This is a genomic window from Dokdonella immobilis (assembly GCF_900115085.1).
GTDB classification, from domain to species: Bacteria; Pseudomonadota; Gammaproteobacteria; order Xanthomonadales; family Rhodanobacteraceae; genus Dokdonella; species Dokdonella immobilis.
This window is the reverse complement of the sequence record NZ_FOVF01000016.1, coordinates 67,796-92,758: the sequence shown is the minus strand read 5'-3', so window position 1 is coordinate 92,758 and position 24,963 is coordinate 67,796. Positions and strand designations below refer to the sequence as shown.

Below are 24,963 nucleotides of genomic sequence, written 5' to 3'. Positions count from 1 at the left end.
AACACACCAGCGTCATCATCACCACCAATCTGGTGTTTGCCGAATGGGCCAACGTGTTCATCGACGCCAAGCTGACCACGGCTCTGCTCGACCGACTGACCCACCACTGCCACATCGTCGAGACGGGCAATGAATCCTACCGATTCCACCAGAGCAGCGGCCAGGCCAAAGCCCGAATCAAGTCGCGTGAGCAGGCCAAGCAGCGAGCATCCAAGGAGGTGATCGAAGAACCCTTCTGATCCCCTCCGACCCACGCTCGGAGTTACACTCCGACCACGCCGAGGGAGCTCTCCCCGGCCTTTATCCCTGGTCAATTTTCAACGAGCAGAGATGGTCAGTTTTCAACGAGCGCCAACACCACAAGCGCCCCGCGCATGCGGTGATAACATGTAGGAGCCATCGACAAGGACAGCGCATGCCACGCAACGACATCTCGGACAAATTGGTGCACTTCACTAGCGGCGACACCCCCGACGCCGCACTCGCCCGACTCAGCCAGATCGTGGAAGAGCGCGTGCTGCGAGGCAGCAACGGCATGATCCGAGGCGGCTATCGGTGCGTGTGTTTTACCGAAGCGCCATTGGCCTCATTGCCGGGCGGGCTCGTGAATCCGGATGCGTATTCCCGCTACCAGCCCTTTGGCGTCATCTTCGAGAAAGCTCACATCTTTTCGCGCGGCGGGCGCCCAGTCATCTATCAGAGCGACGCGGAGTATCACGCGCTGCGTGACGAGATGAAGTGGCGGCACATGCGATACGAGCCGGACGCCAATCCTCCCGTTGACTTCGGCTGGGAACGCGAATGGCGGGTCCGAGCCGAGGCGTTGGAATTTCGTCCTGACATCGCTGGCTTGGTACTACCCGATGAGACGTGGCTGGATCGTCTCGAAGCGGCACATCACGAGCAGCAAGATTGGCAGGTGTATGAGTACTCGTTCGTGCTGGATCGACAATTGGCCGAGTTGTACCGCGAGCCGTTCCGATGGAACGTGTTCCTCCTGGGCTAGCCTGCGCGAGAATCCCCCAACATGAAGACGATCTACTGTGACGAAGCGGGGCACTCCGGCCAGAACCTGCTGGATTCGGATCAACCATACTTCGTGCTCGCCTCGAACAACTTTGGTGCAGCCGAAGCGCAGGAAATTCTGGAGGTCGTGCGAAGCAGCCAGACCAACGAATCGAAGTTCGCCTTTCTCAAACGCTCAACGACGGGGACGTCGCGCTTAATCCGGCTGCTGTCTGACCCGCGGCTCAATGCATCTCGCATCGTGGTCGACGTGTTCCACAAGCGATACATGATCGCAAGCAAGATCATCGACCTAGTGATGGAGACCCTCCTAAACGAGCGCGATGTCGACCTGTATCGCGATGGTGCGAACATCGGCGCCTCCAACGTGCTCTATTGCAGCTTGGCGCCGCTGTGCGGGGATGCCGCGGCTGACGAGTTCTTCTCTGCCTTTGTCGCGCTGATTCGTGACCGGAATCCCGCCACGCGCAGTCGCTATCTGTTGGCCGTCCAGCGCGCCGTGGAGTTGTGCGCCGACGATGAGTTTCGAGAATTTCTCGAACCTTTCGGCGACGCTTCACAACTTGATACTTGGCTCGGTCCGATCAACCCCTTAGCCCTCGAACCCTCTATTCCCGCTCTGTTCGAACACATCGTGGTGTGGGGACGCCGGCTGCGCGAGCCATTTGCGGTCGTGCACGATCGATCCAAGCCGGTGGTGGCCTCTGAGAGCTTATTCCTTGAACTGATGGCGAGCTTCAACGAGACACCCGTGCCCGTGGGCTACGACCGGCGTCAGTTCGAATTCCCCCTTCGCGCCGCCTCTCTTGAGCAGGGCGACTCGAAAGATCATCCTTCGTTGCAACTGGCAGATCTGTGCGCCGGGGCCATCAACCACCTGCTCAAGTCGCGGCGCACCGGCACACAGGACGCCCTGGCAGAGGCCATCGGTGCACTTCGTTGCCCCGAATGGGTCGTAGGTGCCGTCGTGCCGACGCCGGATGCCACGCCTGAGGCGCTCGACACGATCGGCGACGGATGCAACCCCGTCGATCCGTTGGTCGAACACTTGGCGCGTCGACGCGGCTTGCTCTAGATCGCCAGAGCTTCGGCGGTCGACTCAGCAGCTATCCGAAAGGGCAGCTTGTCGAGTGGCAAAGGCCTGGCTATCAAGGGCCTTCGCCAACTTCACAAGTTTGAGCGTTGGGCAAACTTGGCCAATATCCATTCACTGGGCACCGACGCATTGCAACGGCAAAGGGTGTGCGGATTCACCACCCCCCTTTGTCAGCATTCCGCATGTGACCGCCCAACGGGATCGCCGACCAGCCACTTTCCGGAAATGATGCTTAGTATCTCGCGTCGACAAGCAGATATGGCAGAAAAACCAATTGGTCGACTCATGTGGGGTTTTGTGGGGTTCATGCTGTCTGAGTCGGCCGCGTTGGAAGCTGATCTGCGCTCGCGCCTCGAACGCCGATAAAAGTCCTCGGTGCAGCGAGCACAACAAAACCCAACATCGAATCCAGTTTGCGGAACCTCCGAATAATATTGCGTCGTTCTCCATGGCGTAACAAACCGTAACTCGATCCAAGAGAATCATCGATCACTAGCCCCCCGATTCGCTGCCTCATTGTCAAAGGAAGTACCGTTTCCGTACCCCCTCTTTGACTGGCCACCGGGATCGACCCACGCCGAGCGATCTGGACAAGAGAAACTGAAGGAAGTGTCAGGTTTTGTCAGGTCTTAACGTCGCCTTATTTTCCATACAAATACAAGCAACTCATGGCCAGTGCGTATTCCAGCCCATAGTGACCGCCCAGTTGGCGAGCAATGATTGGTCAATTCGGCAAGGTGTGGCCGTCGATCTCGGTTGATCGTGACCGATGTTCAGGTTTGACCAGAACCACCGGTTACGGCCTGCCGGAATGGGCGGTCACGATCTGTCCGCTAGGATTGGCTGGCACAGCATCTGTTCGATTTGATCGAGCAAGTGCAGCTATCGGCAACATGCTGGCTGGGGATCTACAAGAAAAACAAGCGGCCCAACACAGCCATCGGCGGCGTCACCCCCATGCGGAAACTCGCCATGGCCGCATAGCTCCACTTCTGAGGTCGGTTAGTCATGAAGGGATTACCGATCCTTCCGTGCTCTAGCAGTCGCTATGAAACTGGCGTCTCGCGTCGATGGGAACAAAAAGAGGGACAAAGAAGATTGGAAACGAAAAAGCCCCATTTTTCAGAGGCTTATCGCTAAAACTGGCGGAGAGAGAGGGATTCGAACCCTCGATAGAGCTTTTGACCCTATACTCCCTTAGCAGGGGAGCGCCTTCGACCACTCGGCCATCTCTCCGGGTACTCGCACTGGCGCCCTTGGGTGCCAGTTTGCCGATTCCGCAGAATCGGCGGGCCGCGAAGGATACCCGCCGCGGGTCGCTCGGTAAAGCTCAGGATTCGCTGGTATCGCTGGAACTCTCATCGCCGGGATTCTGTTCGCGCTTGATGCGCTGGTAGATCTCCTCGCGATGTACGGAAACATCCTTGGGTGCATTGATGCCGATCCGCACCTGGTTTCCCTTGACGCCAAGAACCGTAACCGTCACTTCATCGCCGATCATCAGGGTTTCCCCGACCCGGCGGGTCAATATCAACATAGTATCTGCTCCTTGAAACCAACTCGTCGATCCGGTTTGGCAGCCTATCGCGCACAAACCCGCACGCAGCCAGGCGTCATTTCCGGGGACCGAGACCAGCCTCCCTAGCTGACCTCGCGGCCCGTTCCCCCCAATGTTCGAAGCCTCGCCATACCGACGCCCGATTGTTCGAATCGCGCCGGAAATCGGTGTCTGGCATGACGACCCTGATACTAAGCGAAGCTGTCTTGTATGCGCAATGAAGCCGGTTGCTTCCGACGGCCCCGGCGCCCTCGCCGCGTCGAAAATTTCCCGGGAGGTTCAGGATCCGGCCGCTTGCTGACCGGCAAGCTTGCCAGCCAACCATTGTGGCAACGCAGCCAGAGCTTCGGCCAGTGCGGGGGTGTCGTTGCCACCGCCCTGGGCCATGTCCGGTCGTCCGCCGCCCTTGCCGCCGATTGCCGCAGCCACGTGCGCGACGACCTCGCCCGCCTTGAGCCGGCCCAAAGCGCTGCCCGCAACGCTGCCCACCAGGGCGACTTTCCCGTCCGCGCCCGCGGCCAGCAGGATCACGCAGTCCCCCAGCTTCGGCTTGAGGGCGTCGATGCCCTCGCGCAGCGCCTTGGCGTCAAGTCCATCGACGCGCGCTGCGAGAACCTTGATGCCCTCGACGTCAACGGCATGGTTGGCCAGATCAGCCGTTGCCGCGCTGGCTGCCTTGGCCTTGAACGATTCGAGCTCGCGTTCGAGCTTCTTCTGGCGATCCAGAACGTGGCGAAGCTTGTCGACCACCTCGACACCTTGCGCGGAAAGCAAGCTGCCGATCTCGGCCAGGCGCAGTTCCTCCTCGACGACATGGGCTATCGCGGCGGCACCGGTCACCGCTTCAATGCGGCGGATTCCGGAAGCCACGCCGCTTTCGCCCAGGATCTTGAACAGGCCAATATCGCCCGTGCGCGCAACATGCGTGCCACCACAGAGTTCGGTGGAGAAGTCGCCCATGCGCAGCACGCGAACTTCATCGCCGTATTTTTCGCCGAACAGGGCCATCGCCCCGAACTCGATCGCCTCGTCATAGCCCATATGGCGGATTTCGGCGTCCGCATTGCCGCGGACTTCGGCGTTGACCATGTCCTCGATTCGGCGCAGTTCGGCGGTGTCGGTGGGCTGGAAATGGGAAAAATCGAAACGCAGCCGATCCGGTGCAACCAGCGAGCCCTTCTGGGTCACGTGCTCGCCGAGCACCTTGCGCAGCGCCGCATGCAACAGGTGGGTCGCGGAATGATTGAGCACGACCGAGCGGCGCCGAGCGGCGTCGACACTGGCACGAACGCCGGCTGAGGCCCTGAGGTCCCCGGCCCCTTCCCAGTGCCCGACGTGACCGTGAAAGGCCCCACCGAGCTTGACCGTGTCGCGGACGATGAAGCGCCCGGCGTCGGTCGACAATGCACCGGTATCGCCGACCTGCCCACCGGACTCGGCGTAGAAGGGGGTCCGGTCGAGGATGACGATGCCCTCCTCGCCTGGGGCCAGCGCTTCGAGCCGGCGTCCACCCCGCACGATCGCCAGCACGTGCTCGCCGTCTTCCTCGGTGTGCTCATAGCCGCTGAATGCCGTCGGCGGCAGCGAACTGGCCAATTCGGCCGGCAGTTGCCCCTTCGATTCGAAACTGCTGGCCGCGCGCGCGCGCTCGCGCTGCTCGTCCATGGCCGCCTCGAAACCCGGCATGTCGACCGCCAGTCCGCGTTCACGTGCGATGTCGGCGGTCAGGTCGACCGGAAACCCGTAGGTGTCGTAGAGACGGAAGACGTCCCTGCCAGGAATGATTGAATCCGACTTGGCGGCAACGTCCGCGAATACCTTCATGCCCTGCTCGAGCGTCTCGCCGAAGCGTTCTTCTTCGGCATTCAACGCACGTTCGATGAATTCGCGCTTGGCCGCCAGTTCCGGATAGGCCTCGCCCATCTGCTCGCAGAGCGGAGCGACCATCTTCCAGAAGAAATCGCCGCGCACGCCGAGCATCCAGCCATGGCGCAGCGCGCGACGGATGATCCGGCGCAACACGTAGCCACGGCCCTCGTTCAACGGCAGCACGCCGTCGACGATCAGGAACGAGCAGGCGCGGATGTGGTCGGCGATCACGCGCAACGACTTGTTTTCAAGATCGGCCGTGCCGGTCAGCTCGCCCGCAATCCTGATCAGGTGCTGGAACAGGTCGATCTCGTAATTGCTGTGCACCTTCTGCAGGATCGCCGCCAGGCGCTCCAGTCCCATGCCGGTGTCGACGCAGGGCGCCGGCAACGGCGACAGGCTGCCGTCGTCGGCGCGATCGAACTGCATGAAAACGAGGTTCCAGATCTCGATGTAGCGATCGCCATCCTCGTCCGGCGAACCCGGCGGACCACCCGGGATGTGCGCGCCGTGGTCGTAGAAGATTTCGGTGCACGGTCCGCAGGGCCCGGTATCGGCCATCTGCCAGAAATTGTCCGAAGCAAACGGCGCGCCCTTGTTGTCGCCAATGCGGACGATGCGCTCCGGCGGGATCCCGACCACGTCCTTCCAGATCGCGTAGGCCTCGTCATCGGTCTGGTAGACCGTGACAAGCAGGCGCTCCTTCGGCAGCTTCCAGACTTCGGTCAGCAGTTCCCAGGCCCAGACGATCGCCTCGCGCTTGAAATAATCGCCGAACGACCAGTTGCCGAGCATCTCGAAGAAGGTGTGATGGCGGGCCGTGTAGCCAACCTGGTCGAGGTCGTTGTGCTTGCCGCCGGCGCGCAGGCAGCGCTGGACGTCGACAACGCGCGCGCCGGGCGGCTTTTCACTGCCGAGAAACGCGTTCTTGAACGGCACCATGCCCGAATTGGTGAACATCAGGGTCGGATCGCTGGCCGGAACCAGCGAACTGGACGGCACGACCAGATGCCCCTTTGAGCGGAAGAATTCGAGGAAGTCGGAGCGGATTTCGGCGCTGGTTTTCATCAATCGGACCAATCCAGGAAAAGCGGACACGCCGACCGACGTCCGCGGTGCCGAGCTCTCAGTCGAACTCTTCGCCGGGATCGCCGATGTCGGCGCGGGTAAGAACCCTTACTGTGGAGCCATCGAAGCCACGGCGCAAGAGAAAGGCGGCGCGGCGGGCCCGTTCCTGCACCTCCGCGGCCGGCTTGCGCCCGTAGCGACGCTGCAGTTGCCGGCGGGCGAGATCGAGCCAGTCGCATTCCAGCTCGGCCAACGCGGCAGCGATTTCAGCGTCTTCGATACCATGCGATTTGAGTTCGGCGGCGATACGACGCGGACCGTAACCGTTGGCGGCCCGCGATCGGGCCAACAGTTCGGCGAACCTCGAGTCGCTCTGGTATTCGTTCGCCTTGAGGGCGTCGACTGCGGCTTCCGCCTCCTCGCTGGCGTAGCCGCCGCGGCTCAGCTTGGCCTTGAGCTCACGCTCGGATTGTTCGCGGCGAACGAGCAGGCCCAGCGCCTTGTTGTAGGCGCTGGGCTTCTCCTTGCCGGAATCGGTTTTGCTTCGGGTCATGTTCGGGTACGAGCCCGGATCAGCGTGTCAAGGCGCGGGCTCTGGCAGCAGCGCGCCCCGCCTATCCCCTCTGCCGGAAACCCGCTCTGGTCCCGGCGACGGATCATAGACCGTGACTCAGGCCTCTTCGACCTCAACCGCCGGCAGCGGCGAGGTGCCGCCCTTGACCAGCAGCTTGTCGCGAAGGGCCTTGTCGATCTCGTTGGCCATGTCCGGGTGCTCCTTGAGGTACTGGCGCACGTTGTCCTTGCCCTGGCCGATGCGGTCGCCCTTGTAGCTGTACCAGGCACCCGACTTCTCGACCAGATTGTTCTGCACGCCGAGTTCGATCAGCTCACCTTCGCGCGAAGTGCCTTCCCCGTACAGGATCTCGAATTCAGCCTGCCGGAATGGCGGCGCCACCTTGTTCTTGACCACCTTGACCCGGGTCTCCGAACCGATCACCTCGTCGCCACGCTTGACCGCACCGATGCGCCGGATATCGAGGCGGACCGAGGCGTAGAACTTCAGCGCGTTGCCGCCCGTGGTCGTTTCGGGACTACCAAACATGACGCCGATTTTCATGCGAATCTGGTTGATGAATATCACCAAACAACCTGATTTCTTTATGTTTGCAGTCAGCTTGCGCAGCGCCTGGCTCATCAGGCGCGCCTGCAGGCCGACGTGCGTGTCGCCCATTTCACCCTCGATTTCAGCCTTCGGCGTCAGGGCTGCCACCGAGTCGACGACGACGACGTCGACGGCATTCGAGCGCACGAGCATGTCGGCGATCTCGAGCGCCTGCTCGCCCGTGTCGGGCTGCGAAACGAGCAGGTCGTCGACCTTGACCCCGAGTTTCTCGGCGTAGGACGGGTCGAGCGCGTGCTCGGCATCGACAAACGCCGCAGTGCCGCCGGCACGTTGGCAGGCAGCGATGACCTGCAGGGTCAGGGTCGTCTTGCCCGAGGATTCAGGACCATAGATCTCGACGACGCGGCCGGTCGGCAGCCCGCCGATGCCGAGCGCAATGTCGAGCCCGAGTGAACCGGTGGAAATGGTCGGGATCGCCTCGTTGACGCGATCGCCCATGCGCATCACGGCGCCTTTGCCGAACTGCTTCTCGATCTGGCTCAATGCGGAGGAGAGCGCCTTGCGCTTGTTGTCATCCATCGGGGGTTCCTTGGTCGTTCAATGAGTGGAGCGTGTCGGCTGGGTTTCTCAGGGCCTGAGAATGCGCGACCTGGGCATTGATTATTCCACAGCGGACGCCGGGCGGAAGAGGCAATCGTCGCGTCAGCTTGTAAGAATTCGCCTCACGCCGTCGAGCGCCGCGCTGACGGTCTGGCGCCTTACCGCCTCGCGATCCCCGGCAAACAGGAAATGTTCGGCCCTGGCATAGCCTCCGCGGCGTTTCCAGCCGATCCATACGGTACCGACCGGCTTGTCGGGCGTGTCGCCACCCGGACCGGCAATGCCCGTGACCGCCACGGCGACTCCTGCGCCATAGCGCGCCAGCGCACCCGAGACCATCTCGACGACGGTTTCCTCGCTGACCGCACCGTTTCGCTGCAGCGTTTGCGGATGCACGCCGAGCAGCGCCTCCTTGGCCTCGTAGCTGTAGGCGACCACGCCACATTCGAACCAGTGCGAACTACCCGGAATGTCGGTCAGCACCTTGGCGATCCACCCCCCGGTACACGACTCTGCGGTGACAATCGTCTGCGCATGGGAGATCAGCAACTCGGCGATCGTGTTGCCCAGGGCGAACAGGCGCGCATCGTCGGCAGCATCGCTGGATTTCACGGCAGGGCACTCCTTGGCGCGGTCAGGGCAACCGAAACGGTATCCGATCGGCTCCGCAACGTCGAGCCGAGAGCGCGAGCCGCAGCCCCCGGCAAGCGATTTGCGTGGACGCACGGAAATGCCGACAGGTTTGTCGCCGCGCGAGGTTCAGGCATCGAGCCGTTCGGAGCGGTCGTGGTCGCAGCTTTGCAATACCCGTAACCCTGTTGGCCAGGTGGCTTGTACCCTGCCCCAATCGTCGTACTATCGGATCCACTGGCCCGTGGCTGCGGCCAACGGCTCAGGGATGGGAGATTCAAACGGGAGTCGGGCAGATGGGCGAGGACGCCGCGGAACCACGCACTGATACCAGCGGCGCCATGGATCAGCCTCTTGATCCCGTTTTCATGCGTGCCTGCCTCGATAATGCGCCGGATCCGGTCTTCGTGAACGACGCTGCGGGCAGGCTCCTGTACTGCAACACGCGGTATCGGACCTCGCTCGGCCTCGCTGCCGGATCGCTACGTGCATCAGACATCGAGCGATTCCGGGATGCGCTCGCCGCCGCCCTGCCACTCACGGTCTTGCGCGACATGAAGAGCGGACAATCGCTCGAAAGGCGCTGGCGCTACCTGCGCGAGGATGACTCCGTCGTTCTCCTCGATGTGCACCTGACCTGCTTCGGGCTGGAGGGCGAGCCATGCTTTGTCGGCATTGGCCGGCGGCCACCGGTTGCAGGCGAGGCAGCCGGTTACGCAAAGTCGGATGCATTCTACGAAGCCCTGAGTCAGATCAGCCATGGCATCGTCCTGGCGCACACCTCCGAGGACCTGTTCTCCGGCGTCTGCCGGGCGCTGGTGGATATCGGAGGATTCAGCATGGCCTGGGTCGGCTGGTTCGATGCCGAATCCCGCAAGCTGGTTCCGGTCGCTGCGTGCGGCGATGAGTCCGGATACCTCGAACACGTCACGGTGGATATCGGGCATCCGACCCTGGGGTCCGGCCCCTCGGGGAAAGCCTTCGAAAGCGGCACCCCGCAGATATCCAATGATCTGCTTGCGAATCCATGGACGCTACCGTGGAGACAGGAACTTGTTCGCAGCGGCTTTCGCGCTTCGGCCGCCCTGCCGATCCTGCGCATGGGGGAAGTCGGTGGAACCTTGAACGTCTACTCCTCGGAGGCGGGTGCGTTTGGCGAGCGTGAAATAGCGTTGCTGAACCAGGCCGCCGGCGATATCTCGTTCGCTCTCGACAATTTCCAGCGCGAGCAGGAACGCGTCAAGGCAGAGGAAACGGCACGCCTCGAGAAGCGATTCTCCGACGTGATCATCGACAGCATGCCGGGAATCCTCTATCTGTACGACGAAACCGGGAAGTTCCTGCGCTGGAATCGGAACTTCGAACACGTATCCGGGTACACGGGCGAGCAGATTGTCGGCATGCACCCGCTTGATTTCTTCGCCCCCGGAGAACATGCAGCCCTGAGCCGTCGCATTGCGGAAGTGTTCGAACAGGGCGAATCCGCAGTCGAAGCAGGGTTCCTGTGCAAGGATGGCTCATCCACGCCGTTTCTCTTCACCGGGCGCCGGGTCGAGTTCTCGGGCAAGACGTGCCTGGTGGGTGTCGGCATCGACATCAGCCAGCGCAAGCAGGTCGAAGCGGCGCTGCGAGACGCCGAGCGGCGATTCGAACTGGTCGTGGAAAACCTCAATGAAGGCCTCGTGATCGCCGATGAAGATGGCGACCTGCTGCACTGGAATCCGCATTCGCTCAGGCTGCTCGGCTTCGAGGACCTTGCCGAAGGCCGCCGGCAGCAACGGGATTTCGACCGGATTTTCGAAATCTCGACCCTCGATGGCGCGCCGCTCCCACCACAAGAGTGGCCTCTGGCGCGAACGCGCCGGGGCGAGCCGGTGGAAAACCTCGAACTCAGGGTGAGCCGGGCAGGCACGTCCTGGACCCGCATCTTTTCCTACAACGGTGGTCGGGTCCGCTACGGGGAAGGCAAGGAACTGGCTTTCATGACCCTCAACGACATCACCGCGCGCAAGCACGCCCTGCGCATGCTGGAGGAGTCACACGAGGATCTGGAGCGCAAGGTCGCCGAGCGTACCGGCGAACTCGCGACGGCGCTCGGCCGGGCCGAGTCGGCCGACCGCCTGAAATCCGCCTTCCTGGCGACGATGTCGCATGAACTTCGCACGCCGCTCAACTCGATCATCGGATTCACCGGAATCATCCTGCAGGGGCTGGCAGGGCCGCTCAATCCCGAACAGCAACGACAACTGGGTATGGTCAAGACCAGCGCCCACCATCTGCTCGAGCTGATCAACGACGTACTCGACATTTCGAAAATCGAGGCTGGCCAGATCGAACTGAGGCCGGCCCCTTTTGCATTGCGCGAATCACTCCAGCGCGTGGTGGACCTGGTCAGGCCCCTGGCCGAGAAAGAGAACCTGCGGTTGGTAACGAACCTGAACAACGCGCCAGACACGCTCATCAGCGATCGACGCCGGGTCGAACAAATACTGCTCAATCTCCTGCACAATGCCATCAAGTTCACCGAGCAGGGGCAGATCCGGTTGGACGCGCGGATTCAGCAGGGCGCAACCACTTCCGGACCCAATGGCTCGGCCCCGATGCTGCGTCTGTCGGTGTCAGATTCGGGCATGGGAATTCGCCCGGAAGACATGGGCAAGCTGTTCCAGCCTTTCCGCCAGGTCGACACCGGTTTGACCCGCCAACATGAAGGAACCGGTCTCGGCCTTGCAATCTGCCATCGCCTGTGCCGGTTGCTCGGCGGCGACATTTCCGTGCAGAGCCACTGGCAGGCCGGTAGCACCTTCACCGTGGAACTGCCGATGACCAGCGGGGAATGTCCATGAAGCGGACTGTCTTGCTGATCGAGGACAACGCGCAGAACCGCTATCTGACGACGTTTCTGCTGGAACAGCATGGCTATTGCGTGGTCTGCGCGGCCGACGGCCCCTCCGGTATCGCCGAGGCATCGCGGCTGTCGCCCGATCTCATTCTGTTGGACATCCAGCTGCCCGGCATGGACGGCTACCAGGTTGCCAGGGCACTGCGCGCACAACCGGAGCTGGACCAGGTCCCGATCATCGCAGTGACCTCCTATGCCATGGTCGGCGATCGCGAAAAGTCGCTCGATTCCGGATGCGACGGGTACATCGAAAAGCCCATCGATCCGGAGACGTTCGTTTCGCAGATCCAGGCCATAGAATCCACACACGGCGCCGCCGGGAGAACTGAGTGAAGACGGTCCTGGTGGTCGACGACAAGGAGATGAACCGGCTGTTCCTGGAAAGTCTGCTCAAGGCGCACGCCTATGCAGTGGTACTGGCGAACGACGGCGTGGAGGCACTCGCTGCTGCGCGCAACGGCCCGCCGGACCTCATCATCTCCGACCTGCTCATGCCGGTCATGGATGGCTATACCCTCCTGAGCGAATGGAAAGCCGACCCGACACTGAGGAGCATCCCGTTCATCGTCTACACGGCGACCTACACCGAGCCGGAAGACGAGCGTCTCGCGCTCGATCTTGGCGCCGACGCCTTCATCCTCAAGCCGTCCGAGCCTGATGCGTTCATGGCCAGGGTTGAGGCCGTGCTTGCCGATGCGCACATGCGCAAGCCTCGCCAGCCCGAATCGAGACCTGAGGGTGTTGCCGATTTGCGAAAGACCTACAACGACGTGCTGGTCCGCAAGCTGGAAGAAAAGTCGCAGCGCCTCGAAGACACCAATCGAAAGTTGTTGCGCGACATCAATGCACGCAACTCCGCCGAACTCATGCTGCGGCTGCTGCACTCGGCAGTGATGCAGACCCAGGAATCGATCCTGATCACCGACGCACACCTGGATCCGCCGGGACCGAGGATCGTGTTCGTCAACCCCGCATTCACGCGCATCACCGGCTACGAGCCGGAAGACGTACTCGGAAAGACTCCACGGCTGCTGCAAGGTCCGGAGACCAACCGGAAAACCCTTGCGCGCTTGCGCGATGCCCTCCGGACGGGCAGCCCGTTTGCCGGAGAGGCGATCAACTATCGCAAGGACGGCTCATCCTTTCTGAACGAGTGGAACATCACGCCGGTTCGCGACGCAGACGGGGATCTCAACCATTTCCTTGCGATCCAGCGCGATATCACCGAGCGTCGCCGCGAAGCCGATGCGCTGAAGGCAAGCGAGCAAAAGTTGCGCGAGCTTGCCAAGTCGCTCGAAACCGAGCGCGAGCGACTCGCCGCTGCCCAGCGCGTCGCCAAGGTGGGGAGCTGGGAGACCAACCTTGAGAACCTCGAAGTCATCTGGTCCGACGAAACCTACCGGATCCATGAACAGGATCCGGAAAAATTCACGCCGACGCACCAGGCTTTCCTGGACCTCGTCCACCCCGATGACCGCGACGGCGTGAATGCGCTGTTCTTGGCTTCGCAGTCATCGCCCGAGCCGTTTTCGGTGGAGCACCGGTTGCTCATGCCCAGTGGCTACTACAAATATGTCGAGGAACGATGGCAGGTCGAGTTCGATCCGGACGGCAAGCCGAAGCGCGCGATCGGGACCTGCCAGGACATCAGCGAACGCAAACTGGTCGAGTCGGCATTGCGGGAGAGCGCCGCCGGCATCAAGCGACTCAACCGGGTTTATGCCGTTCTCAGCCAGATCAACGCACTGATCGTGCGAGTCGTCACGCGCGACGAGTTGTTCGCCGAATCCTGCCGGATCGCGGTGGAAGTCGGCGGATTGCGGATGGCCATGATATGCCTGCATGACGGGAAAACCGGGCTTGCGCATCCCGTTGCCTCGGCCGGGAAAAGTGAACCGCTCATGCGCGAAGTGCGCCGGTTGCTCGGCTCCCCACAGGATTTCCAGCGCACCACCGTGCGCCGCGTAATGAATGACAGGGTTCCGTACGTGGCGAACGATTCGCAACAGGATTCAAACCTGCTGCTCGCGCCCGCGTACAGCAAGGCCGGCGTGCGCTCGATGGCCGTCCTGCCCCTCGTTCTCGCCGGCGAGTCCGCCGGCGTGCTGGCGCTCTATGCGGTCGAAAAGGACTTCTTCCATGCCGAGGAAATGAAGCTCCTGACCGAGTTGACCAGCGACATCGCCTTCGCCATGGACCATATCGGCAAACGCGAGCGGCTCGAATACCTGACCTATTATGACGATCTGACCGGACTCGCCAATCGACGCCTGTTTCTCGAGCGCGTCGCCCAGTTCGCCCGCAGCGCAGAGGCACGCGGACACGAGATGGCCGTGTTCATGTTCGATCTCGAGCGATTCCGTCATGTCAATGACAGCCTCGGGCGCGATGCGGGCGACGCCCTGCTTGTCCAGGTGGCGCAGTGGCTCATCCACAACGCCATGGACCCGAACTTGCTATCCCGCATCGGCAGCGACCAATTCGCCTTCGTGCTCCCGGAAATTCGTAGCGACCATGACCTCGGCGAACTGGTTACGAGCCGGATGAGCCGGTTCATGACCCATCCGTTTCATCTCGACGGCAATGCCTTCCGCATCGCCGCAAAAGCCGGGGTCGCCGTATTTCCGCGCGATGGCGAGGGCGACAACGCCGATGTCCTGATCAGGAATGCCGAAGCCGCATTGAAGGCGGCCAAGGCATCGGGCGAACGATTCCGGTTCTTCGAAAAGGCCATGACCGAGCATGTTTCGGTCCATCTGACGCTCGAGAACCAGCTTCGGCTCGCCATCGACAACCAGGAATTCGTCCTTCACTACCAGCCCAAACTGAACCTCAGGGATGACGTGGTGCGGGGGGCGGAAGCATTGATTCGCTGGAGGCATCCGGATTCCGGCCTGATGCCACCCGGACAGTTCATCCCGGTGCTCGAGGAGACCGGCCTGATCCACGAAGTCGGTCGCTGGGCCGTGCGAGAGGCGGCCAGGCAGTGCCTGCGCTGGCGCGATGCCGGACTGGGAGAAATGCGCATCGCGGTGAATGTTTCGCCGCTGCAGTTGCGCGACCGCGCCTTTCTCTCGGACATCGAGCAGATTCTAGCCCTGGACCCGCGCACCGCCGACAGCCTCGAACTCGAGATCACCGAAAGCACGATCATGAGCGATATCGCGCACTGCATCGAGAGCCTCAGGGCCCTCAGGAACATGGGCGTACGCGTCGCGATAGACGACTTCGGCACCGGCTTCTCGTCGTTGAGCTACCTGGCCCGGCTACCCGCCGACACGCTCAAGATCGACCGTTCCTTCATCGCCGAGATGGACCAGTCGCCCGCAGGTCTGGCTATAGTCTCCAGCGTCGTCACCCTGGCCCAGTCACTGAATCTCAGCGTCATCGCCGAAGGCGTGGAAACCGAAGAACAGGCGCGTCTGCTGCGTCTGATCCGCTGCGACGAATTGCAGGGCTTCGTGCTGAGCGAACCGTTGTCCGCGGAGGAATTCGAGTCGCGCTTCCTGGTTCCCGGCAAGGCGTCCACGCGCTGAACCCGCCTCTCCCTTCCCTCAAACGATTTGATCGGTCGCTCGGATGGCGGCTGGTTGCAAGTCTTGCCAGATGCAGGATCAGGAATTTCCTGGAAAGCCTGGCAATGGCAGGCTTGCAGCACAGTACGTCAGAGCTCGAACCACTCGCGCAGCAGCCCGTTGTCCTCAGCCAGGATCGCCCCTGACCCGCGCCTTCGATTAGACTTGCGAGCCGTTTTCCCAACGCCTGCAAGCATGCCGACCGTCCAGCCCGCGAACCTCCATGACCGCTGACGGCTCGAGCCAGCATACCCCGCTGATGCGCCAGTTCTTCGCCGCGAAGAAGGAACATCCCGATGTGCTGATGTTCTTTCGCATGGGCGATTTCTATGAGCTGTTCTATGACGATGCGCGCAAGGCGGCGCGCCTGCTCGACATCACCCTGACCCAGCGCGGCGCCTCCGCCGGAGCACCGATTCCGATGGCCGGGGTGCCCTATCATGCGGCCGAGGGCTATCTGGCCCGCCTGGTCAAGCTCGGCGAATCGGTCGCAATCTGCGAACAGATCGGCGACCCGGCGCAGTCGAAGGGTCTGGTCGAGCGCAAGGTCGTGCGCATCGTCACGCCAGGAACCGTCACCGACGAGGCCTTGCTCGAAGAGCGGCGCGACAACCTGTTGCTGGCGATTGCTGCCGACGGCGCCGGCTACGGCCTGGCCTGGATCGACCTGACCACGGGTCGTTTCCTGCTCAGCGAAGTCGCCGATGCCGAAGCGCTGACGGCCGAACTGGCCCGCTTGCAGCCGGTCGAAACGCTGATTGCGGAAGACGCAGTGTGGCCGAAGGCGGTGACCGCCTTGCCCGGGCTGCGCAAACGCGCGCCCTGGCATTTCGATGCCGAGACGGGCCGGCGTGAACTGTGCCGGTTCTTCGCCACGCGCGACCTCTCGGGATTCGGAGCGGACGCGTTGTCGCGGGCCATTGGCGCCGCCGGCTGCCTGCTCGGTTATGTCGAAGAGACCCAGAAGTCGGCCCTGCCACACCTCACCGGGCTGGCCGTCGAGAGCGCCGGCGAAACGATCGCCCTCGACGCCGCCACCCGGCGCAATCTCGAACTCGACGTGCACGCTTCCGGCAATCGCGACTTCACCCTGCTCGGCGTGATCGATGCGACGGTAACGCCGATGGGTGGGCGCAACCTGCACCGCTGGCTGAACCGGCCCTTGCGCGACCACGATACGCTCAATCGCCGCTTTCAGGCCATCGCAGCGCTGATCGACAGCGGCTGCCTCGAATCGCTGCGCGATGAACTGCGCGGTATTGGCGATCTCGAACGCATCCTCGCGCGGGTTGCCTTGCGTTCGGCACGACCGCGCGATCTGTCGACCCTGCGCGACGGCTTGGCGCGCACGCCTGTACTGCGCGAACGTATGGCCGCCGCGGACAGCCCATTGATCGAAAGCCTGCTCGAACGTCTTGGCGAGCATGCCGACACCGCCCTCCACTTGCAGTCCGCCACGGTGGACCAACCGCCCGCGCTGCAGCGCGAGGGCGGCGTGATCCGCGAGGGCTTCGACGCCGAACTCGACGAACTGCGCGCACTGGCGACCAACGCGGACCAGTTCCTGATCGACTTCGAGGAACGTGAAAAGGCCGCCAGCGGCATTCCGACCCTGAAGGTCGGCTACAACCGCGTGCATGGCTACTACATCGAGATCAGCAAGGCACAGTCGGCCAGGGCGCCGACCCACTACACGCGCCGGCAGACCATCAAGGGCGCCGAACGCTACATCACCGAGGAGCTCAAGGCCTTCGAGGACAAGGTGCTGTCGGCGCGCGAACGATCGCTGATGCGCGAGCGCGCGCTTTACGAATCCCTGCTCGACTACCTGGGCGAACGCCTGGCCGAACTGAAGTCGGCGGCCGGCGCCATGGCCGAACTCGACAGTCTGGCCAGCCTGGCCGAACGTGCGCACGCGCTCGACTGGTCGCGCCCGCAACTCAGTGCGGACAGCGGCATCCATATCGAGCGGGGTCGCCACCCCGTGGTCGAGCAGGTCCGGGACGAGCCGTTCGAGCCGAACGATCTCGAACTCGACGAAACGCGCCGCATGCTGATCGTGACCGGCCCGAACATGGGCGGCAAGTCGACCTACATGCGCCAGAACGCGCTGATCGTCCTGCTCGCCCACATCGGCAGTTTCGTTCCCGCCACGCGCGCGGTGATCGGACCGATCGACCGCATCTTCACCCGCATCGGCGCCGGCGACGACCTGTCGCGCGGCCAGTCGACCTTCATGGTCGAGATGAGCGAGACCGCCAACATCCTGCACAACGCGACCGCGCACAGCCTGGTCCTGATGGACGAGATCGGGCGCGGCACGAGCACCTATGACGGCCTCGCCCTGGCCCATGCCTGCGCCAGCCACCTGGCCACGATCAATCGCGCCTTCACCCTGTTCGCCACGCACTATTTCGAGCTGACCCGATTGCCCGACGAGCACGAGGGCATCGCCAACGTGCACCTCGATGCGGTCGAATACGGCGATCAACTGGTCTTCATGCATGCGGTCAAGGAAGGCCCCGCCAATCGCAGTTTCGGCCTCCAGGTCGCCGCGCTGGCCGGCCTGCCGAAGCCGGTGATTGCCGAGGCACGCTCACGCCTGGCGCGTCTCGAATCGGAGGCGGCGGCACGGCCCGAGTCGTCGCCCGGGATGCAGTCAGGCACTGCGCAGCTGGGTCTGTTCGCGCCTCCCGCGCCCTCGCCGGTCGAAGAATCGGTGCGTGCTCTGGACCCCGATGCGATGAGTCCGCGCGAGGCCCTCGAAGCGCTCTATCGCCTGAAGAAGATGCTCTGATGCGAGCGCAGGGTCTCCGGCTTCATGGATAGGGATTCCGGAAACGCGGGCGCCGCCCCCCCGGCCGGACACTCGCCGCGCGCCGACTATCTGCCATTCGTCGACGGTCTGCGCGCGTTCGCGGTGATTGCGGTGATCATCTACCACTTGCGACCCGAGTGGCTGCCCGGCGGTTTCGCCGGCGTCGACGTCTTCTTCGTCATCTCGGGGTTCGTCGTCAGCGCCTCGGTAAGCCGCTGGGATCGCGGTGGGCTGCGCGACCTGCTCGCCTACTTCTATGCGCGGCGCATGCAACGTATTGCGCCGGCTCTTGTGGCCTGCCTGCTGGCCACGATGCTGGCCTCGGCCCTGGTCATCCCGACCGCGTGGCTCAGCTCGAGCAACGACATGACCGGCCTGTTCGCGTTCGTCGGCCTAAGCAACTTCTACCTGGCTGCCAACCACGAGGACTACTTCTCGCCATCGACGGATTTCAATCCGTTCACGCACACCTGGTCGCTCGGCGTCGAAGAGCAGTTCTATCTGGTTTTCCCGCTGCTTTTTTTCGCCTGGACCCGCGGCGGGCGCTGGCGCTCGCTAGCGCTCGCCCTGTTCGGCCTGGCCCTGCTTTCCTCACTCGGCGACGCCTGGCTGCGCGCACATCGCGATCCGGGCACCGCGTTCTACCTGATCTCCACACGCTTCTGGCAGCTCGCGGCGGGCGTCCTGCTGTTCCTTGGCCTGTCTCGCTGGAACGCTTCGGATGCGCTGCGAGTGCGTTTCAGGCAAACCGCCAATGCCGGCGCCGGGCTCGCCCTGGTTCTGCTCGGCATCTCGTTCTGGACTTCCGAGCCTGGCGCCTTCCCTTTTCCGGGGGCCTGGATGCCGGTGCTGGGAACGCTGGGATTGCTTGCATTCACGCAGCGGGAACCTTCCCGCTCGTTGCTCTCTAGCGGGCTCGCCAGCGGCACCCTGGTCGCCATCGGCCGGCGCTCCTACTCGCTGTATCTCTGGCATTGGCCTGTTCTGGTCCTTTTGCGCTGGACCACGGGCGTCGATTCATGGCTGCTGGCGATCACCGCAGTGTTTGCGACCGCGATGCTCGCGGAGCTTTCGTACCGGTGGGTCGAAGCGCCCTTGCGCTATTCACCCGCCTTGCGTCGGTGGTCGCGGATCCGAGTCCTCGCGACCGGCCTGGTGGCGATTGCCTCGGCTGCCACCTTCGCTGTCGCGCTGGTCAAGAGCAAGCCCGTCGTCTCGCTCAGCACGGTCATGCGGCACGCCGACGAGTGGTATCCGGAACCACTGAAGTCGCTGCCGGAAAAGCCAGGCTGCCTCATCAACAAGTCGAGACGACAGGACGGACTGGCCCGTTCTCGCGTTTATTCGAGGATGGGCTGTGCCGCTGAACCGGGCGCCCGCGCCCCTGCCCTGTTCGCCCTCGGCGATTCGCACGCACTGGCTTATGTCACCCTGCTCAGCGAGTATGTACTGCACACCGGCGCAACGGTCACGCTCTACCCGAACAGCGGATGCAGTTATGCCAACCTGCGCACGGCCGTCGAGTCGGCAGCATGTGTCGAGCAACACCGGGCCATCCTTGCCGACATTGCCCGTGCCGCGAAGCCGGGCGACGTGCTTTTTCTCGCTGCCCTGCGCCTGAATCGGTTCAGCGATCAGGATGGAAAGCCGGGCGACTACGACGTCCTGGGTTCGCTCCAGGGCAAGTCGGCCGACCAGGTCCGGGACAAGGCGGAACACGCCTTGCTGGCTGGGCTGCGGCCACTGCGCGACGCCGGCGTGCGCATCGTGTTCGAGGCGCCCAAGCCACTGCTTCCGGCACCGCCTTTTCGTTGCTCGGACAGGTTCAATGCGGTCAACCCGATCTGCGCGGCGGGTCTGTCGGTGTCCCGCTCGGCCATCGAGGCCTACCGCCGCCCGGTCCTTGCCAGCCTCGATCGCCTGGCATCCGGACTCGATGCTTCGGTCTGGGACCCGCTTGCCCTGCTCTGCCCGGGCTCGACATGCAGCGCCGCCCGCGACGGGCATCCACTGTTCTTCGATGGCGACCACATCAGTGCCTTCGCCAACCGGCTCCTGTATCCATCGTTTGCGAACTTCATCCTGACTGGGCGGCACCCCTGACAACAGCGATCTGCAGGTGTGCTCCCTAGCGCCCACCCTCCTTGAATTCGCGCAGCAATCGTCGCGAATGCTTGCCGGGCCGCGAGGGCGGATGGTCGAACCCCGCACCGGTCAGGCGGCGCATTTCCCGGGCCTTTTCGCGGGCCTCCCGGCTTTCCGGCGTTTCCTCATACAGGGCCTGGGCCTGGATGGCCGGCCCGCGGCTGCTGCTGATCGCAGCGACGCGGAGCTGCATGCGCTCGATGCCGCGGGTAATGCGGATGCGATCGTCGATGTGGACCACACGCGCCGGTTTCGGCGCCACATCATTGACTTCGATCTTGCCGCCTTCGATGGCCTGCTTGGCCAGGCTGCGGGTCTTGAAGAGTCGCGCTGCCCACAGCCAGACATCGAGGCGGACGCCGTCTGCGTTCGCGTTCACGGGCGAAGCCTGTTTTCCCGGCATGCGCTCAGAACGGAATCTTGCCGCGCAGGACGTCCCAGTACATCACCCAATCACCGATGAAGCTGTAGAGGGGATGCTTGAAGGTGGCCGGCTTGTTCTTCTCGAAGAAGAAATGGCCGACCCAGGCAAATCCGTAACCGGCCAGCGGAGCCAGCAGCAGCCACATCGGATTGCCTCGGACGATGGCGGCGAGAATGACGCCGATGACCAGCGAGGTGCCGGCGAAATGCAGGCGCCGGCAAGTCCTGTTTTCGTGCTCGGACAGATAGTACGGATAGAACTCGCGGAAGCTCGCGAAGTGTCTTTCGACTGAGCGATCGGTGGCAGGATGGCTCATGGAAGTTCTCCGGTTGGCAGGGACGGTCCAGGCAAGGCTGAGCGGATCCAGCTGAGAGTGCGGGACGAATAGCGGCAAGTGAGAGCCTGCAGCATACGACTGCGCGTCGTGCAACGGAACCGGAAACCTCCGATCAGCGTTCGGGCAAGGGTATGAACTCGGTTTCACCGGGCACCTTCGCGAAGTGCCCGTCCTTCCAGTCCTGCTTGGCCTTTTCGATGCGATCGCGCGAGGCGGAGACGAAATTCCACCAGACGAAGCGCGGACCGTCCAGCGGCTCGCCGCCGAGCACGATCAGCCTGGCCGCTTCGCTCGCCTTCACGCTGACGACCGCACCGGGCCTCAGCACCAGCATCGCGTGCATCGCCAGCGGCTCGCCATCCACCTCGACTTCACCTTCGACCACGTGGATGGCGCGTTCGGTGTGTTCCGCCGGAATCTCGAAACGGGCGCCGGGCTGGAACTGCAGGTCCAGGCAGAACAGCGAGGAGTACACCGGTACCGGGGACTGCTTTCCGAACGCCTGGCCGGCGACCAGCCGGCACTGGACCTGGCCATCCGCGCTGGACCACCGCGGCAGCTCCGTCGCCGCGTGGTGCGAGAACGACGGATCGCGTTCGGCGTCCTGTTCCGGCAGTCCGACCCAGAACTGGACGCCGTGCAGACGATGCCCGCTGGAACGCTCGGGCTCCGGCGTGCGCTCCGAATGGACGACGCCCTTGCCTGCCGTCATCCAGTTGACCGCGCCGGGACGGATGTCCTGGACGACGCCGAGACTGTCACGGTGCCGGAAGACGCCCTCGAACAGGTAGGTCATCGTCGACAACCCGATATGAGGATGCGGCCTGACATCGACTGCATTGCCCGGCGCGAATTCCACCGGGCCGATGTGGTCGAAGAAGACGAACGGGCCGACCGTGCGCTGTCGCGCGGAAGGCAGCATGCGGCGAACGGCGAAGCCGTCGCCGAGATCATGCAGCTTCGGTTCTATCAGGACATGCGATGTCGGGTCCACGCTGCTGCCTCCCTGGAGTTGCCAGTTGTTCGAATCTATCGTGCCGCACTGCCGGGTTCACCAGGCGCGGGCATATTGCCGGGGCACCTCGATATCCGCGCCGAGGGCGCGTGCCGCCCGTCGCGGCCAATACGGATCGCGCAGCAGCTCGCGCGCGAGCAGGACGAGGTCGGCCTGGCCCGAGGCGACAATGGCTTCGGCCTGGTCCGGCTCGGTGATCAGGCCGACCGCGCCGGTGGCCATCCCGGCTTCGCGACGGATACGCGCGGCGAACGGCACCTGGTAACCCGGGCCCAGGGTGATCTTCTGGCCCGGCACGAGGCCGCCGCTGGAAACGTCGATCAGGTCGACACCTTCCTGCTTGAGGATGCGCGAAAGTTCGACACTCTGTTCGATATCCCAGCCACCTTCGGCCCAGTCGGTCGCCGAGATGCGCACGAACAGCGGCAGGCCTTCCGGCATCGACGCGCGAACCGCCGCGACGACATCACGGGTCAGCCGAATCCGGTTCTCGAAACTGCCGCCCCAGGCGTCGCTGCGCCGATTGCTGAGCGGTGAAAGAAATTCGTGCAGCAGGTAGCCGTGCGCGGCATGGATCTCGATGACGCGGAACCCGCAATCGAGCGCACGCAATGTCGACCTGCGAAACGCCTCGACGATGCCCTGGATGCCGGCGGCATCGAGTTCGGCCGGATGCGGATAGTCCGCCGAGTAGGCAATCGGCGAAGGCGCCACCGGCTCCCAGCCGCCATCGGCAGGGTCAACAGTGCCGTGGCCTGCCCATGGTGCTGCAGTACTGGCCTTGCGCCCGGCATGCGCGAGCTGGATGCCCGGCTCGGCGCCCTGGGCGCGGATGAAGGCCGCGATCGGGGCCCAGGCGGCGGCCTGCTCGTCGTTCCAGAGACCGGTATCGGCCGGCGAAATGCGCCCGCGCGCCTCGACCGCCGTGGCCTCGGCAATCACCAGCGCCGCGCCACCGACGGCACGGCTGCCGAGATGGACCAGATGCCAGGGCTGCGGCACGCCCTCGACAGCGGAGTATTCGCACATCGGCGAGACAGCGATTCGGTTGCGCAGGGTGACATCGCGCAGGGACAACGGTTCAAACAGGGCCATGCGAACTCCATGAAAAGTTGATTCCCGCCGGGATCGATATGTCGGATCAGGCCTGCGCAGCAAGCGTGTGCTCGATCCACTCCGCCATGCGTTGCGCCACCGGGCCGGGTTCCCGGAGCCAGGAGAAATGATTGGCCTGGCCCGAATCGAAATCGGCGGGGGTCAGTTCGACGCGCTTGATCCGGGCCCGGCGCAGCTTGCCGAGCAGCCAATCCAGCGACGCGGTCGGGCAGAGCCGATCCTCGCCCATATGGGCGCAGAACAAGGGCCCTTCGAACGCGGCCAGGCGCGCTTCACTGTCGACGCCCTCGACGTAGTCTGCGTAGTGGCCCCGCGAACTGCGTGCCCATTCGCGCATCAGGGTGCGCGCCTCGTCACCGGCAAATCCGAGGCGCCGGCCCGGGTAGTAACCGACCAGCGACGTGACCAGGGCGATCGCGACCGGCACCAGGCGCAGCAGCCAGCGCTGGCGCGACGGAAACGTCCGCCAGTACGGCGAACCGCTGGCGACCAGGCCGGCACCGGCGACCTCGCCAGGATGCAACGCCGCATACAGGCAGGCGAACTGGCCGCCCAGGCTGTGCCCGGCCACAACCCAATGCAGATCCGGACAGGCCTCGCGGGCGGCGGCGAGGCTGGCCGGAATGTCGTCTTCGAGAAGCGTCCGGTAGCCCCAGTCGTCGTGGCGCGACGCGCGCACGCTGCTCGATCCAGCGCCGCGCCATTCGTGTACGGCCGAGGCGATGCCGCGCTCGGCCAGCGCGGCACTCCAGGCCTCGTACTTGCGCGCGGTGACGCCGAGCGCGGGAAGAAAAAGCACACCTGCGCGCGCTGCGAACGGACAGACCACGGCCAGTTCGGATCTCGCCCCGTCGCGGGCTTTGACCTCTACGGCCGCCGGCTTGGAACCTTCCTTGTCACTGCTGGCCACCGATACGTCCATGACCTGCTCAACCGCCGGCCAGTCCGCGCCATGCGCAGCCCGAATAGGGCTTGCCGCCGATCATTATCTTCGCCGAAAGACCGAACACGCTGCCGGTCATCTTCTCGGTACAGGCTTCGTCACGCAGTTCGACGCGCAGGGTGCCGTGCGCGCCAGAGGCCTCGGCAACCCGCGCCTGCCCCTGCGCAACGAGATCGACGAACGGAAACATATCTGCTTTCGCGCCCGGGGCGGCCGTGAAGGTCATCCCCGCGGGCGTGATCTCCAGTGTCCACAACGATTCGTTGCCACGCCCGGCATAAAGCACCCGGTCGAGCCGCGAATCGCAATCGAAGGCATCGGTGGTGATCAGGTCGAGGCCGAAAATCTCGGCCTGGTCCTGGCCCACAAGGTTTCCACTCGCGATGAGGAATCGTGGTTTGGCGCCGGCGCTGGCCAAGGCAGAGGAAAGGGCCTCCGTTGCCTTGGACACGCGCACGCGACGGCGCGACGTTTCACCGCAGGCCGTGAACTGACCGCCATCGCGCTGCTCGTAATAGCCGCGGATCAGTCCGGACCGGGGTGGTCGGTCGGGTTTCGTGGCTGCCCCGGGCTCGGTCGTCGTCGCCGAAGCGAGCGCCGCCGGCGCCGCCCAGGCGGCGCCGACCGCCAGGGCCATCAGCAACGCCACGGCGACGCAGGGTCGGCATAGCGATCGCGGGATCGGAGTCGAGCGCATGGCCTTTGGGTCAGCCGATCG

Annotated in this window: 19 protein-coding genes, 1 tRNA gene and 1 pseudogene; 9 read left to right on the top strand and 12 right to left on the bottom strand. The window is 63.8% G+C overall.

All coding sequences use genetic code 11. The annotated features are described in order from the left end of the window. The 4 genes and pseudogenes from BM125_RS11945 to BM125_RS20650 all read left to right on the top strand — a co-directional run. The coding region (locus BM125_RS11945; RefSeq protein ID WP_175498051.1) for an ATP-binding protein at positions 1-239 on the top strand (239 nt) is incomplete at its 5' end. 176 nt (positions 240-415) lie between these two features. Further along, positions 416-1,006 (top strand): hypothetical protein, encoded by a 591-nt coding sequence (locus tag BM125_RS11940; protein ID WP_092408244.1) that lies wholly within the window; start codon positions 416-418, stop codon positions 1,004-1,006. A 21-nt stretch (positions 1,007-1,027) separates the two neighbouring features. After that, positions 1,028-2,101 (top strand): DUF3800 domain-containing protein, encoded by a 1,074-nt coding sequence (locus tag BM125_RS11935; RefSeq protein WP_092408242.1) that lies wholly within the window; start codon positions 1,028-1,030, stop codon positions 2,099-2,101. Between the two features lie 861 nt (positions 2,102-2,962). Continuing rightward, positions 2,963-3,106, top strand: a pseudogene (locus tag BM125_RS20650) (integrase core domain-containing protein); the annotation flags it as partial. Between the two features lie 159 nt (positions 3,107-3,265). On the opposite strand, the gene BM125_RS11930 reads toward BM125_RS20650, so the two are convergent. From BM125_RS11930 to BM125_RS11905, 6 genes are all read right to left on the bottom strand, one after another. Next, a tRNA-Ser gene (locus tag BM125_RS11930) sits at positions 3,266-3,358 on the bottom strand. 94 nt (positions 3,359-3,452) lie between these two features. Beyond that, entirely contained in the window at positions 3,453-3,659 is a 207-nt protein-coding gene (gene csrA / locus BM125_RS11925) for a carbon storage regulator CsrA (RefSeq protein ID WP_092408240.1), read from the bottom strand. 300 nt (positions 3,660-3,959) lie between these two features. Further along, positions 3,960-6,617, bottom strand: a complete 2,658-nt coding sequence (gene alaS, locus BM125_RS11920; protein ID WP_092408238.1) for an alanine--tRNA ligase — start codon at positions 6,615-6,617, stop codon at positions 3,960-3,962. A 58-nt stretch (positions 6,618-6,675) separates the two neighbouring features. Then, positions 6,676-7,170: a regulatory protein RecX gene (locus BM125_RS11915; RefSeq protein WP_092408236.1), complete on the bottom strand. Its 495-nt coding sequence runs from the start codon at positions 7,168-7,170 to the stop codon at positions 6,676-6,678. A 117-nt stretch (positions 7,171-7,287) separates the two neighbouring features. Next, on the bottom strand, positions 7,288-8,319 hold the full coding sequence (gene recA, locus BM125_RS11910) for a recombinase RecA (RefSeq protein WP_092408234.1): 1,032 nt from the start codon (positions 8,317-8,319) through the stop codon (positions 7,288-7,290). A gap of 123 nt (positions 8,320-8,442) precedes the next feature. After that, positions 8,443-8,919 carry a CinA family protein gene (locus BM125_RS11905; RefSeq protein ID WP_175498053.1) on the bottom strand — a complete coding sequence of 159 codons (477 nt, stop codon included), beginning with the start codon at positions 8,917-8,919 and terminating at the stop codon, positions 8,443-8,445. A gap of 347 nt (positions 8,920-9,266) precedes the next feature. Between BM125_RS11905 and BM125_RS11900 the strand changes: the two genes are divergently transcribed. From BM125_RS11900 to BM125_RS11880, 5 genes are all read left to right on the top strand, one after another. After that, complete coding sequence (locus BM125_RS11900; RefSeq protein WP_092408230.1) at positions 9,267-11,816, top strand: PAS domain S-box protein; 2,550 nt, start codon at positions 9,267-9,269, stop codon at positions 11,814-11,816. Positions 11,817-11,827: 11 nt separating this feature from the next. Further along, the gene (locus BM125_RS11895; RefSeq protein WP_217647860.1) at positions 11,828-12,205 is read left to right on the top strand and encodes a response regulator; all 378 of its coding nucleotides are present in this window, start codon (positions 11,828-11,830) and stop codon (positions 12,203-12,205) included. After that, positions 12,202-15,408 (top strand): GGDEF/EAL domain-containing response regulator, encoded by a 3,207-nt coding sequence (locus BM125_RS11890; protein ID WP_092408226.1) that lies wholly within the window; start codon positions 12,202-12,204, stop codon positions 15,406-15,408. Before BM125_RS11895 ends, BM125_RS11890 begins: the two co-directional genes overlap by 4 nt. A gap of 262 nt (positions 15,409-15,670) precedes the next feature. Beyond that, on the top strand, positions 15,671-18,244 hold the full coding sequence (gene mutS / locus BM125_RS11885) for a DNA mismatch repair protein MutS (protein ID WP_092408224.1): 2,574 nt from the start codon (positions 15,671-15,673) through the stop codon (positions 18,242-18,244). A 24-nt stretch (positions 18,245-18,268) separates the two neighbouring features. Beyond that, positions 18,269-20,368 carry an acyltransferase family protein gene (locus tag BM125_RS11880; protein ID WP_092408222.1) on the top strand — a complete coding sequence of 700 codons (2,100 nt, stop codon included), beginning with the start codon at positions 18,269-18,271 and terminating at the stop codon, positions 20,366-20,368. Between the two features lie 25 nt (positions 20,369-20,393). On the opposite strand, the gene BM125_RS11875 is transcribed toward BM125_RS11880, so the two are convergent. The 6 genes from BM125_RS11875 to BM125_RS11850 all read right to left on the bottom strand — a co-directional run bounded on the left by BM125_RS11875 (position 20,394) and on the right by BM125_RS11850 (position 24,942). Continuing rightward, positions 20,394-20,789: an RNA-binding S4 domain-containing protein gene (locus tag BM125_RS11875; RefSeq protein WP_342741300.1), complete on the bottom strand. Its 396-nt coding sequence runs from the start codon at positions 20,787-20,789 to the stop codon at positions 20,394-20,396. A 28-nt stretch (positions 20,790-20,817) separates the two neighbouring features. Next, a complete protein-coding gene (locus BM125_RS11870; RefSeq protein ID WP_092408218.1) occupies positions 20,818-21,150 on the bottom strand; it encodes an Mpo1-like protein in 333 nt (110 codons plus the stop codon). Between the two features lie 133 nt (positions 21,151-21,283). Then, the gene (locus BM125_RS11865) at positions 21,284-22,165 is read right to left on the bottom strand and encodes a pirin family protein (RefSeq protein WP_245778903.1); all 882 of its coding nucleotides are present in this window, start codon (positions 22,163-22,165) and stop codon (positions 21,284-21,286) included. A 57-nt stretch (positions 22,166-22,222) separates the two neighbouring features. Next, positions 22,223-23,281 carry an NADH:flavin oxidoreductase/NADH oxidase gene (locus tag BM125_RS11860; RefSeq protein WP_092408216.1) on the bottom strand — a complete coding sequence of 353 codons (1,059 nt, stop codon included), beginning with the start codon at positions 23,279-23,281 and terminating at the stop codon, positions 22,223-22,225. A gap of 46 nt (positions 23,282-23,327) precedes the next feature. Next, the gene (locus BM125_RS11855; RefSeq protein WP_092408214.1) at positions 23,328-24,224 is read right to left on the bottom strand and encodes an alpha/beta hydrolase family protein; all 897 of its coding nucleotides are present in this window, start codon (positions 24,222-24,224) and stop codon (positions 23,328-23,330) included. Between the two features lie 7 nt (positions 24,225-24,231). Next, positions 24,232-24,942, bottom strand: coding sequence for a hypothetical protein (locus BM125_RS11850; RefSeq protein ID WP_139224973.1), 711 nt, complete (start codon positions 24,940-24,942; stop codon positions 24,232-24,234). Positions 24,943-24,963: the final 21 nt, after the last annotated feature.